Here is a 12,268-nt window from a genome sequence, read left to right on the forward strand (position 1 = left end):
ACACCCCTCAGATAGGCAAAAATGTCATTGAGGCGGCACTCTGCACCACCCGGGTAATATTACGGTTGGTGGTGTCTGCGATCAGCAGCGCCATCATATCCTGCAGGCTGATCAGCTTTCCAAACAGACGCTCATAACTGAGATTGCGGATACCATTCTCAGAAACGCCATTACTGAGAATATAGCGTTCCCCCGTGCTGTTTCTGCGGTTGTTCAGTTGCCAGGCAACTGTCTCCAGGTTCCGGGCACTGTTGTACAGTTTCTGCTGATCGATCTCGTCGAGCAGGAAAAATTCATCCTGATAGTTGTAGGCGGCAAACAACATACTGCTGAGTCCTGCCATTAGTGCGAAGACCCGGTCGCCCGGGTACTCTTCACTGAAACTGAGCGTGATCGCCTTAGTACTTTTAGCGCCATTAAGCTCGGTAAAGCCTTTGATTCGCTGATTGCTGAAGATCTGTGCGATACGCTTCTTTACCGTGGTGCCCGGAGGGGCTTTTGCCAGCTCCCGGGGGTTACGTTTATACAGTTTTATCGTCAGCTCACGGCAGAGTTTGTGAACCTCTTTGATATGCATGTCGGTGACACTGTCGATATCACTTTTCGCCAGATTACTGAGTTTGAAGTTGCTGGCAGAGTTGGTTGCGCAGCCGCCCAGTAATAGCAGCGAGCTGATCAGACAGGCCAGTAGCAGTGAGTGAAGTCTCACGTGTCCGGCTCCTCTTCAAGCAGTTCAAACTGATAGCCGGAGCTGACCGGCTGGGCATTATCCTCCGGTGTACTGAAGGCGATACCGCCCTGAACCAGGCTTTCCAGATTGGTGGTTTCCACTTTTAATCCCTTAAAAATTCCAAACTCAGCATCAATGCCGCCAATATTCCAGAATTTGCTGGCCTTGGTTACCAGCTTGCTATAGCGGCTTTTAATATTCACAAAGAGCTTCACCCGGTGACCGTCATCGCTCAGTTCATAACCGGATACATAACCAACCGGCATGCCCCGATAGTAGATATTACTATTGATATCGATAGCGCCGAGTTGTTCCGTTTGCAGCACAATATTCAGGCCCGGCAGGTTGCGCTCCGCCGGGCTCTCCGGTAAACCGGTGAAGCTAAGCTGTCGTTCGCCGCTGCCTGGTAGCGCCTCGATATGGTTTCCGGCAATCAGGGTTTCCGGATAATCCACGCCGGACAGGTTGATCCGTGCGGCGGCGATCCAGAAACGGGAGCCCTGGCGGGCCAGCAGCGCCCCCTCTTCGGTGAGAGCGATCTTTGTTTCGGCACTGCCCTGACTATCGAGCAGCCGGACCTGTTCGACCCTGCCCATTATCAGACCTTTGAAGTAGACATTTGCGCCGACGGTAATATTGGGCCCCGCCGGAAAAGTCACGGTGATATCGGGCCCCTTTTGCAGCGCTTTACTGCGGGTGTTATAGAGTTTAAACAGCTGACGGCGGACGGCGGCTTTGCCATGGTCGCTGAGATTGTCAAAGGCGATTCCACCCCGCAGCAGCGTCTGCATCGATTCACTGTGTATCTTTACGCCACTGCGGCTGAGGCTGGCATCCACGCCACTGGCATTCCAGAAACGGCTCTGGTCGGTGACCAGGTGGCGGTAGGGTTTATCGATCAACAGGTGAACAATGACGCTGTCATCATCTGCCAGGGCGTAGTAACTGATAGTGCCGACAGGGAGTTGTTTATACAGCACTGGCGCTCCGCTGGTGAGCGAACCGAGCGTGTCGGCTTGCACCCGAATCGCCAGCTTATCTGCATTCTCCTTATACAGTAGACGTCCCTGTTTACTGGCATTGTCAAAGTTGCGAAACAGATGAAACGGGTGCTCCTGACCGACGCTTTGCTGATCTTTGGTATCGGGGGTGAAAAATCCGATGCCACCATTGATTACACTGCTCAGCGAGCCACTTTCGAACTCAACACCATCAACATCCGCTTTCAGATGGATGCCACTTTCTTCCCAGAACCGACTGTTGTGTTTGACCAGACCGGCGTACTGCTCTTTGATGGTGGCATAGATCAGAACTTTGGTTCCATCCGGGTTGAGCTCATAGCCGCTGACCTCACCCACCGGAATCTGACGGTACATTACCGGAGAGCCGTAATCGAGGGACCCCAGCCGATCACTTTCCAGGCGGATATTGAGGCCGGAGATCGCGGGCCGGTGGGCCGGCGGCGTATTCAGGGCGGTGAAGTTAAACTGCGCTTCACCGGTGCCCGGTTGCAGGATGATGGCGGACCCCTGAATCAGGTCGCCAATGTTTTGCAGCCGGGTGAGTGACAGCTTGGGTTTCGGCAGCCAGAACTGACTGCCGGAGCGTAACAGCGGTCTGGCTCTGGGATCGATCAATAGCCGGGCATTGAGGGTTTGCAGGTCTTCGCTCAGCTGCAGACTTTGCACCCGGCCAATCTGAATCCCCTCACTGATGACCCGGGTGCCCTCATGGACACTGGTACGCGCCGGAAACTGAACATTGACCACAATACCATCCTCCGCCGCTTCGAAATCGGCAAACAGGTGGAACTTATGATCCGGCGTCAGCACCGATGTGTCATCCGGTGGCGTGTAGAAACTGATCCCTCCGGCAATAATTGCTGCCAGAGAGCCAAAGCGCAGGTCTACCCGTGACAGGTTGGCTTTGAGGCTGATACCACTGGCGTTCCAGAAACGGGTGTTATCGGTGATCAGATGACGGTATGGCGGCTCGATAAACAGTTCGATGCGGATCTGTTCGGCATTGTCGGTGAGACCGAAATTGATCACCTCGCCGACCTCTATCTGGCGGTAATAGACTTTTGCGCCGCGCTGTATCGACTGTGCGGAGTCGGCTAGTAATGACAGGTAGAGCCCCTGGCGGTCTTTGAGGGGCGGGGCCGGTTCATTATCAGCGATAAAGCTGAAACGCTCTTTACCCTGACCCGGTTGCAACTCGATATAGTAACCGGACAGTAGAGTATCCAGGCCTTTTACGCCGCTGAGGGAGATCTGTGGCTTGACCAGCCAGAAACGGGTGCCATCGACCAGGATCTCAGATGCCTCCTTCTCCATCTCGATGATGGCGGTAACACTTTTCAGGTCTTCATTCAGTTTCAGGCTTTTAATTTTGCCTGTTGGCAGACCCCGGTACATCACTTTGGTAACACCGGCCTCAAGGCCTTCAGCCGTTTCAAACTGTACCTCAATCATAATACCGGCGTCCTGATAGTTTTTTACTACCAGCCAGCCGGCGATAATGGCGGCCAGGAAGGGTAGCAGCCAGACTACAGAGGGGCCACGGTGGCGCTTTATCGATGGCGTTACAGGCGCATTATCCGCTTGAGGGGTGCTCATTGTTCATCCTTTTTATCGCTCACGCCGGAGGGCAGATCCGGCTTCCTGTTATCCCAAATCAGCCGTGTATCGAAGCTGAGTGCAGAAAACATCGTTAACAGCACAACGACGGCAAAGGCGGTGGCGCCATCGTTACCTTCAATATGGGCAATATTCCCCAGTTGCACCAGCGCGACCAGTATACCGATAACAAAAATATCCAGCATTGACCAGCGGCCTATCCACTCGACGATACGGAACATAATGGTTTTCTGGCGCAGGTTGGTCTGCAAACGAAATTGAACCGTGCAGAGTAAAATCGTCATGGCAATAATCTTCAATACCGGCACCACAATGCTGGCGATCAACACCACCAGACCGATCAACAGCATATCCTGTTCCAGCAGATGGAGTATACCGCCGAGAATGGTGTTTGGCTCGCCCTGGCCGAAGGATTTGAAGGTCATGATAGGTAACAGGTTGGCGGGCAGGAACAGCAATACGGCGGCCAGCAGGCTGGCCCAGCTAAGGCTTAATGAGTTAGGAATACGACTGTGTAAGCGGGCTCCGCAGCGATCACAGTGGGCTCCCTCCTGGCTGATACTGTGCAGTTTTTCACAATCGGTGCACAGCAGATAACCACGCTCACGGGCTGAATGGTACTGGGGCAGGTGGTCAGCCATCGGTATTGTCCTGCTGGCGATGCTGATGGATCTCATGCCAGATCTGGTGGGGGTTAAAAAAAATACTGTTGAGGGTGATCACCAGAATCAGTGCGCCGAGGCTGTAAAGCCCCAGGCCGATATCCAGGTCAGCGATATCTTTCAGTTTGATAATGGATATCAACACCCCGAGCAGGAAAATCTCCAGCATCCCCCAGCCCCGCAGATGCTGATAGCTGTGCATCGCCTGCCGTAACAGTCGCCCTTGCCATCGGTAGTGCAGAGTGAAACTGATGTAGAACAGGGCGATTAACTGGAACAGAGGCACGACCACCGCGAATAGCAAAATCAACAGGGCCACCAGTGGCAGACCGCCTTCGTAGAGCGACATCGCACTCTGGAGAATAATTTCGCTCTGGCTCTGGCCAAATACCTGCAGGCTGAGAATGGGAAACAGGTTGGCGGGAATAAACAGAATCAGACCCGCGACGGATAGCGCCAGCAGGCGTTCAATGCAGTTGTTGGTGGTGTAATATAAACGGGCATGACAACGGGGACAGATAACATCCTCGCCGGGCTGACTCGCGACCCGTTCCAGCAGCAGATCACATTCGTGACATGCGATCAGTTGTTCAGGTGTGCCATGCATAGAGGTATAGACCGTTACTAAAACAGAACTCAGAGTATGCCAGATTTGTTACCTGAACCCATAGTCAAATGGATCAAGCAGCAATCGTTACAGCTAACCTCAACTCAGGCGCTGTCGGGTGGTTGTGTTGCCGATATTCGCAAACTGACTCTGCACAGTCAGCAGGGGGACTGTCTTGAGCTGGTGTTGAAGCAGATGTCGGGCAGCTCAGCGGAACAGCTGGCGGCAGAGGCGTCCGGTTTGCAGGCGCTTCGTCTGCCCGGTGACGCTGCGCTAAGAGTGCCGGAGGTGGTATGGCAGGAAGGGAACTGTTTGCTGCTGGAATACCTCCCGACGGCTGTTCCGGCTGAGGATTTTGCGGTTCAGCTGGGGATAGGTCTGGCGTTGCAGCACCGGTCAGGCAGCGTCAACAGGGGATTTGGTTTTGACACCGATACCTTTTGTGGTGGCACCCGGCAACCCAATCGCTGGCAGGCGGATGGCACTGTTTTCTACGCACAACAGCGTTATCAGGTGCTGGCAGAGCAGAATTTGCAACGCAATCGTATCTCATCGGGGTTGTTTGAGCAGATGTTACGGCTGTGCGACAGACTTTCTGAGCTGGTGCCTTGTCAGCCTGCGGTGTTGCTGCATGGGGATCTCTGGTCGGGGAATGTTATCTGCGGTCCCAGGGGCGAACCGGCGCTGATCGATCCGGCGGTTTATTATGGCTGGGCAGAAGCGGAACTGGCGATGACCCGGATGTTTGGCGGTTTCAGTGAGCGTTTTTATCAGGTCTACGAGGCTCATAGTGATGTTCTGCCAGACTGGCGAGAGCGTGTTGAGCTTTATAATCTCTATCACTATCTGAATCATCTGTTGCTGTTTGGCGATGGCTATCACCGTGATGTTGAACGCATTGTGAAGTACTATAGCGGCTGAAGTGCCTGTATCAGCCTGATCTGATACAGGGGGATGACACCGTCAATTAATTTTCAGGTTCTCTATGAGTCAATCCGATCAGGGCGATTTTAAAGCCCTGCGCCGTGAATATGAGGCGCACCCTCTTAACCGTTCCGATCTGGCCGCTGATCCGGTGCAGCAGTTTGCTGACTGGATGCAAACGGCTACCGAATACCGTCCCGATGATGCTACCTCGATGACTCTGGCCACCGCTAGTGCGTCGGGTATGCCCTCTGCACGAATCGTTCTGCTGAAGCATTTTGGCGCTGAAGGCTTTGCCTGGTATACCGACTATCGCAGCCACAAAGGGCAGGAGCTGGCAGACAATCCACAGGCGGCGTTGATGTTTTACTGGTATGGGCTGGAACGGCAGGTGCGGATTCAGGGTCGGGTAGAAAAACTTTCTGCTGCAGAAGGGCAACGTTATTTTAACGAGCGTCCGGTTGGCAGCCGTATCAGTGCTGCGATTTCTCATCAGAGTGCCGTTGTCGATAGCCGTGAAACACTGGAGCAGGCCGTCACAGAGTTACAACAGCAGCATCCAGAGGGTGATATCCCTTATCCTGAATTCTGGGGTGGCTATCGTCTGATTCCCAGCTATTTTGAATTCTGGCAGGGACGGGCAAGCCGCCTGCATGACCGCTTCAGCTATACGCTGGTGGACGGTCAGTGGCAGATCGATCGTCTCTCACCCTGAACCCCGACGGAGCTTAACGGATGACAGAACAACGACTCTCCTGTGTTGAAGTCGAACCCGCGCAACCCGCCGTTGCCAGTGTGATCTGGTTGCATGGGCTGGGTGCCGACGGACATGATTTCGAACCCGTAGTACCGGCGCTTAATCTGCCGGATACTCTGCCGGTCAGGTTTGTGTTTCCTAATGCGCCGGTGCAACCGGTCACCGTGAATGGGGGCTGGGAGATGCCCGCCTGGTATGACATTCTGGAGATGAAACTGGAGCGTAAGATTGATGTGCAGGGGTTACTTCACTCTGTCAGTCAGATTGAGGCTCTGATCGAGCGCGAAATTGCCCGGGGAGTTCCCTCCGAGCGGATTGTGCTGGCCGGTTTCTCTCAGGGCGGTGCCGTGGCGTACCATACCGCGTTATGCTGTGACAGGCCGCTGGCGGGTCTGTTGACCCTGTCTACCTATGTGGCCACTGCCGGGCTGATTAAGCAGCATCAAAGCGATGCTAACCGGACGATACCCATTGCGATCCATCATGGCAGTGAAGATGACGTGGTGCCCATCACTCTGGGGACTCAGGCTGTTGAGCTGTTGCAGCAACTGGCATATCAGCCGGAATGGCATCGCTGGCCTGTTGATCACGGTCTGTGTCTGCCCGAGGTAGAAGCGATCGGTATCTGGCTGACAAACATATTAACCATGGAAACGAACTAAATGAAGATCAGCGATAATTGCTATGTTGAGATCCACTTCACCCTCAATAACGAGGATAACGAAGTGGTGGATAGCTCTCTGGGCGGCGAACCACTGCCTTATATCCATGGCATGAAAAATATCATTCCCGGCCTGGAGCAGGCGCTGGAAGGGCGGGTTGCAGGCGATAAATTCAGCGTCACAATCAAGCCTGAACTGGGCTATGGCGAGCGGGATGAGGATAAGGTCAGCATTATTGATGCTGAATCTTTTGCCGGTTTTGACCAGATCGAGGAGGGGTTGTTGTGCCAGATTGAGGGTGAAGATGGTTCGCCTCAGCTGGTGACAATCACCCATATCGATGAAGAAGAGGGTGAAGTGACGATCGATGCAAACCACCCGTTTGCCGGTCAGATACTGAACTTTTCAGTCGAAGTGATGCAGGTGCGTAGCGCTACAGAAGCGGAGCTGCGGGACGGCTTAACCGGTTAACATTCACTGTACAGAGTAAGCGAAAAAAGGAGATTTAATTATGCGATTGTTGTTAGCGCTGTTGCTGCCCTGGCTGCAGTTCTTCACCATTGGCCGCCCCTTTGCGGGTATCATCTGTCTGGTCTTGCAGTTGACGCTGGTCGGCTGGGTACCGGCTGCGATCTGGTCGGTCTACGCCCTGAGTCAGTACAACACCGATAAAAAAATAAAGTCCGCACTCGGCGACAAATAACCGTCGCAGGCCCCTGCGGGTTACCTCCGCGGGCCGGTACCTCTTTATATCTCGTTATTATTGAGGTACCGGGCCATCTACAGTCCTCCGGGCCCCTTCCCCTGCTGTTCAGCGTCAGATCTGCCTGGCAAACCTGTACGCAACAGGACGGCATCCGCCATTCCCGGAGACTGCATTGTGCTAACCGTCTCTGAACGCGACGGTTTGGCAAACTATACTTTTTCCTGCCACTCCATTTCACCGATCTGAACGTTTAGCCACTCAAATCCGATACGTTTGGCCACTGCGGCCGCTCCATCCAGACTTTTGAACTCCCGTTCTTTTCTTGAGCGTTGCAGGTCAAGGGTGAGCACCTCGTTCTGTTTGGTAATGAATTTCAGGCGCCAGCCCCGGGCAATAGAGACCGGAGCAGCCTGACAGGAATCAAACACTCCAGCTTTAAACAGAAGCTTAATTTCTCTCTCTTGCATGATCAATACCCTTTAATTGAAGGTTCTAAATACGATTAAGATTATTATATAACAATTATTGAATAATCAAAAGTTATTTTAGCTATTTTTATATGTATAAGTTGTTGTTTTGAAAGGTTTTTATTTTTGTTTTTCAGGAGGTTTTTGAGCGACAATAGACTTCTTTTAAGGTATTGATTTTATTAGATTTTATTTCTTTGTTCAGGCGGGGGTTGTGATTGTATTTTTCTATTCTTATTTAGTTAAAAATATGTTTTGGCTATTAGTTATGAGTTTTTGATAAGTCATAAATAAATTTAGATTTTTAGCGGTTGATTTGTGTATCCCGGTGACCAATCTGCCGACCCGCGAGGTTGTTGTCTGAGACTGTCTGGCTGAATAACGCTGTGCTGAATGGCGCTGTTATCGCAGTCTGGTGCTGCATGATCAGGCAGCACCAGACTGCAGTGACGTGTATAGCGGGACGTGTGCCTGTCTGAAAGAGTGACCTGAGGGCAGGGGATAGTCAGGCCGCCCGTGAGGGGGCGTTTGAGGAAAATGGTGAATCAATCTACTTATTGAGTTATATCAATATTCGCGAATCGCATCAGGAGTAGTATCAATACCAAGTTTGAAACACAAAAAAGGTAACTGTTATGGATCCGTATCTGTTCGAAACGCTGTGGCCCAGCCTGCTGGGGGTTGCCGGAATGGCTGGCGCCATGATCTGGGCGTTTATCAAAATTCGCAAACTGATGAGCGATGACAGCAAGAAGTAATTCGTTATATCGACAGTAAAGAGGCCGCCATTGCGGCCTTTTTAATGCCTTGAATTCAGAGTGATGGCTGAGCGGTTCTGATACAGTTGCGGCCACTTTGCTTGGCCAGGTATACACCGTTATCGGCGGCTTTTATCAGGTCATCCGGTCCGGCCATTTCCGGGGTGCGGCTGGATATTCCCACACTAACACTACCTTTCCATTCACCCTCTTTTCCGGCCGGTACTCTGAGAGCATTAACGGCCAGGCTCATTTTTTCTGCAACCTGTAACCCGCCTTTCAGGTCTGTATTCGGACAGATAATCAGAAACTCATCACCCCCCAGACGTGCGGTTATATCATCGTTTCGCACCGCGTTTTTCAGTGTATGTGAGAGCTGTCGCAGGACTTCGTCACCAGCATCATGCCCATAAGTATCGTTAATCTGCTTGAAGTAGTCAGCATCGATCATCATGCAGCAAAGCGGGGAGTTGTTTTTATCACTTTCCCCCCAGAGCTGCTCAAATGCCTGCAATGCATGGCGCCGGTTTGGAAGGCCAGTAAGGGCATCCGTGAGAGCGATAACTTCCAGTTTATGATTGGCGTTTTCCAGTTCCCGGGTTCGCTCCTCTACCCGCTGCTCAAGGGTTTGGTTTAGCTTGTACAGTTCATGATTGCGTTCAGAGACCTGTTGAAACAATCCAGTCAGAGCTGCAAGCAAAGGACCCGTCGATGATTCCTGATGTTGTTGCTCTTGTTCAAAGGCATCAGCCGGAGATACGCCTGCTTCAATCTGGCTGATCTGGCGAGCCATCGATTTATCGGTCCCAAGTATATGGTAAGCCAGCCAGTGCACCAGAAACTTCATCACCTTCTCGCAACGGTCCATGGTTGCCGGGGTAATAGACGTGCGCATTTTTTCTACTTCATTGATAAAGTGCTGGTGTGATTCTTTATGAGGAATGAGGTAGCGGGGATCTAAGTCAGCAGCGTCCATAAAGGCCTCTTCTTCGCTGAAGTGGTAATGGGTGTATTCTGTCAGTTCACTGAAAAGCGCTTCAACATCGCTATAGTTTGGAGCTTCCCTTCCAGAAATAAGCTCGCCAAAGCTGTTAATGACATCCACGAGGTGGTGGTGTTGATCATCGATATCGGCAATGCCTGTCAGAAACCCCTGGTCCCAATGAAAAGATTCCATAGTTATGCCCTGAAAGTGTTCTGCTATTAAACTTAAACAAATATTACTCTGATCAGGGGATGGTATATATCCACCAGAAGTCTTGGTATCAATGATCTGAGACGGTTGGGCTGGTTATGTTGAATAATGACTGCAGCACTTTTGAACAAATTAACGGATAGAGATGCGCTATGGGTTGTAAAGGCCAGCGTTATTGGCTGGCCTTGTTGGTGGTTTTTACGCTACAAATGCAGCGAATCGTTCATCGATAGGGGTATCTGCCAGGTGATTGATATAGTTGCTCATTATTTTTTGTGCCAGACCGAGAATGATCTCCAGCAGATGCTTCTGTGTATAACCTGCGGCGTAGAAGGCAGCGATATCCGCTTCATCGACGCGGCCACGATTACGGACAATCAGAAGGGTTGTATCATGGAGAGCCTGGAGCTTTGAGTTCGGCATCGGCTCACGATTACGAAGTGCAGCCGTTAGCTGATCATCAACCTTCATCATCCTGGCAATAGCGGCATGGGCTGGAACGCAGTAGTGACATTCATGCTCAACATTGATCGTTTGCCAGACGACTGTGAGTTCTTCTGCATCAAATGAACTTTCCTGAAACCATTTATGAAGCATCTGGTATGCCTCAAGCACGACAGGAGACTCGGCCATTACTCCATGAAGACTGGGAACAGAGCCAAAGTTTTTTATCGAATTCTGTAAAAGAGGCTGGCTCTCTTCAGGGGCTGTTTCCATGGTATGTATTTTTAAATCGTTCATTTGATCATCCTCAACGGCTGGAATTTATATTTTGAGCAATTGCTCAAAATTAAAGATTATTTGATATTGAGCGATTGTTCAAGTTAGAATTTGAGCAACTGTTCAAATTAAGGTGGCCAGTATGGCGAATGTTGCAAAGTTCAACCGTGAAGATGTTATTCGCAAAGCGATGCTGCTGTTTTGGGAAAAGGGGTTTAATGGCGCTTCAACCCGGGATTTGCAGCAGGCGATCGATATGCGTCCGGGAAGTATTTATGCTGCGTTTGGCAGTAAGGAAAAGCTCTATAGCGAGGCATTAGAATGTTATTCAAAAGAGATGTCGGATATTCTGATGCGTCATATTGCAGAACAGAGATCACCTTTGGCGGGGCTGGAAAGGTTCTTCCAGAATGTGGTGGTTGACCAGCGGGATTCAAATCCAAGTGAAGTGTGTATGCTGGTGAAAACGTTGTCAGAAGTTAATGAACAACATCCTGATTTATTGCAGCTGTCCCGCGAGTTGCTGAAGCGTACTGAAGACCGGTTTACAGACATTTTACAATTGGCACTAAAGCAGGGTGAGTTAGCAGGTCATCCAGATCCACGAATGATAGCGAAGCAGCTTCAGGTGCAGATGATTGGATTGCGTATCTATATGAAAACCAGTGGGAATATGGCATCGGTCAGCGAGTTAATTGCGGGTTTATTTAAATCTATCTCAACCCGGTCAGACCTGAACTGATACGACGACTCCCCTGTTATCATGTTTAAGTACTCAAAATATGTATAGTGGTAACGTCATTCAGGAGCTAAAGGGGCTATAGTTGTTGAAAAATTAGATAGTGTTGTTGGTTATGGTTATCTCTGTTGTCTCTTTTCGTTCTCGTCTTGCCATTCTTCCTCTTTTGTTGGTTCTTTTTGCGCTGTCAGGCTGTAGTGATGAACAACAGGGTGATACACCTACCATTATTTATGAGCAGTTAGAGCCCTCGAACCAGCAAGCCTTCATCCAGCAGATGGTGACTCGTTATCTGATGTTAAGTGACCGTCTGCAACAACAGTATCTGGCTTATAAGGCTGCTAATGATGCTGATGGATTCATTCTGTTCCGTAATAACGAGTGGACGCCGGAATATATAGAGTATAAAACCCACTATGATCAGGTTTTTTACGAGCAGAAAGCCTACATCTATCGGCATCAGCTGGATGGCCTGTTCGATCTGTTTTTTGGCTTGCACAAGTTGTCAGTCCATCTGAAACACAGCCTGCTTGAAAAAGACTGGAAACTGGAACAACAGGTACTGCAAAAGCTGACCGCAGATCAGGCCGCCATAAACCGCTACCTGCTGGTGACACCATAATCAGGGCGCCAGGCAAGGTTCTGCCTGATCGCTGTGGCAGTGTTTAGAATTGACTTTAGCCAATGACCTTATTACTTTGA

Annotated in this window: 15 protein-coding genes; 8 read left to right on the forward strand and 7 right to left on the reverse strand. The window is 50.8% G+C overall.

Annotated features, from left to right (window positions below; genetic code table 11):
• Positions 1 to 7: 7 nt before the first annotated feature.
• Genes BMY09_RS18300 through BMY09_RS18315 form a run of 4 tightly spaced genes read right to left on the reverse strand, consistent with a single transcriptional unit; the run spans position 8 to position 4,638 of the window.
• Complete coding sequence (locus BMY09_RS18300; RefSeq protein ID WP_091361116.1) at positions 8 to 709, reverse strand: hypothetical protein; 702 nt, start codon at positions 707 to 709, stop codon at positions 8 to 10.
• On the reverse strand, positions 706 to 3,348 hold the full coding sequence (locus BMY09_RS18305) for an MlaD family protein (RefSeq protein WP_091361118.1): 2,643 nt from the start codon (positions 3,346 to 3,348) through the stop codon (positions 706 to 708). Before BMY09_RS18305 ends, BMY09_RS18300 begins: the two co-directional genes overlap by 4 nt.
• Positions 3,345 to 4,010, reverse strand: a complete 666-nt coding sequence (locus BMY09_RS18310) for a paraquat-inducible protein A (RefSeq protein ID WP_091361119.1) — start codon at positions 4,008 to 4,010, stop codon at positions 3,345 to 3,347. The genes BMY09_RS18305 and BMY09_RS18310 overlap by 4 nt, the downstream gene beginning before the upstream one ends.
• Positions 4,003 to 4,638, reverse strand: a complete 636-nt coding sequence (locus BMY09_RS18315; RefSeq protein WP_091361121.1) for a paraquat-inducible protein A — start codon at positions 4,636 to 4,638, stop codon at positions 4,003 to 4,005. Before BMY09_RS18315 ends, BMY09_RS18310 begins: the two co-directional genes overlap by 8 nt.
• A gap of 36 nt (positions 4,639 to 4,674) precedes the next feature.
• Here BMY09_RS18315 and BMY09_RS18320 point away from each other — a divergent pair, with 36 nt between their 5' ends.
• The 5 genes from BMY09_RS18320 to BMY09_RS18340 all read left to right on the forward strand — a co-directional run bounded on the left by BMY09_RS18320 (position 4,675) and on the right by BMY09_RS18340 (position 7,684).
• Positions 4,675 to 5,559 (forward strand): fructosamine kinase family protein, encoded by an 885-nt coding sequence (locus tag BMY09_RS18320; protein ID WP_091361123.1) that lies wholly within the window; start codon positions 4,675 to 4,677, stop codon positions 5,557 to 5,559.
• A 64-nt stretch (positions 5,560 to 5,623) separates the two neighbouring features.
• Complete coding sequence (gene pdxH / locus BMY09_RS18325; protein ID WP_091361124.1) at positions 5,624 to 6,277, forward strand: pyridoxamine 5'-phosphate oxidase; 654 nt, start codon at positions 5,624 to 5,626, stop codon at positions 6,275 to 6,277.
• Between the two features lie 20 nt (positions 6,278 to 6,297).
• Positions 6,298 to 6,981 (forward strand): alpha/beta hydrolase, encoded by a 684-nt coding sequence (locus BMY09_RS18330; RefSeq protein ID WP_091361126.1) that lies wholly within the window; start codon positions 6,298 to 6,300, stop codon positions 6,979 to 6,981.
• Positions 6,982 to 7,452: an FKBP-type peptidyl-prolyl cis-trans isomerase gene (locus BMY09_RS18335; RefSeq protein ID WP_091361128.1), complete on the forward strand. Its 471-nt coding sequence runs from the start codon at positions 6,982 to 6,984 to the stop codon at positions 7,450 to 7,452.
• Positions 7,453 to 7,492: 40 nt separating this feature from the next.
• Positions 7,493 to 7,684, forward strand: a complete 192-nt coding sequence (locus tag BMY09_RS18340) for a YqaE/Pmp3 family membrane protein (RefSeq protein ID WP_091361130.1) — start codon at positions 7,493 to 7,495, stop codon at positions 7,682 to 7,684.
• Positions 7,685 to 7,896: 212 nt separating this feature from the next.
• On the opposite strand, the gene BMY09_RS18345 is transcribed toward BMY09_RS18340, so the two are convergent.
• Entirely contained in the window at positions 7,897 to 8,154 is a 258-nt protein-coding gene (locus BMY09_RS18345) for a hypothetical protein (protein WP_091361132.1), read from the reverse strand.
• Between the two features lie 635 nt (positions 8,155 to 8,789).
• Between BMY09_RS18345 and BMY09_RS22465 the strand changes: the two genes are divergently transcribed.
• Positions 8,790 to 8,912, forward strand: coding sequence for a hypothetical protein (locus BMY09_RS22465; protein WP_261832950.1), 123 nt, complete (start codon positions 8,790 to 8,792; stop codon positions 8,910 to 8,912).
• Positions 8,913 to 8,967: 55 nt separating this feature from the next.
• Here the strand turns inward: BMY09_RS22465 and BMY09_RS18350 are convergent, their stop codons facing one another.
• Positions 8,968 to 10,089 (reverse strand): GGDEF domain-containing protein, encoded by a 1,122-nt coding sequence (locus BMY09_RS18350; protein WP_091361134.1) that lies wholly within the window; start codon positions 10,087 to 10,089, stop codon positions 8,968 to 8,970.
• A 216-nt stretch (positions 10,090 to 10,305) separates the two neighbouring features.
• Positions 10,306 to 10,848 carry a carboxymuconolactone decarboxylase family protein gene (locus BMY09_RS18355; protein ID WP_091361136.1) on the reverse strand — a complete coding sequence of 181 codons (543 nt, stop codon included), beginning with the start codon at positions 10,846 to 10,848 and terminating at the stop codon, positions 10,306 to 10,308.
• A gap of 121 nt (positions 10,849 to 10,969) precedes the next feature.
• Here BMY09_RS18355 and BMY09_RS18360 point away from each other — a divergent pair, with 121 nt between their 5' ends.
• The gene (locus tag BMY09_RS18360; protein WP_091361138.1) at positions 10,970 to 11,569 is read left to right on the forward strand and encodes a TetR/AcrR family transcriptional regulator; all 600 of its coding nucleotides are present in this window, start codon (positions 10,970 to 10,972) and stop codon (positions 11,567 to 11,569) included.
• A gap of 112 nt (positions 11,570 to 11,681) precedes the next feature.
• Complete coding sequence (locus BMY09_RS18365) at positions 11,682 to 12,188, forward strand: hypothetical protein (RefSeq protein WP_139203219.1); 507 nt, start codon at positions 11,682 to 11,684, stop codon at positions 12,186 to 12,188.
• Positions 12,189 to 12,268: the final 80 nt, after the last annotated feature.

Source organism: Amphritea atlantica (genome assembly GCF_900111095.1).
Classification (GTDB): Bacteria; Pseudomonadota; Gammaproteobacteria; order Pseudomonadales; family Balneatricaceae; genus Amphritea; species Amphritea atlantica.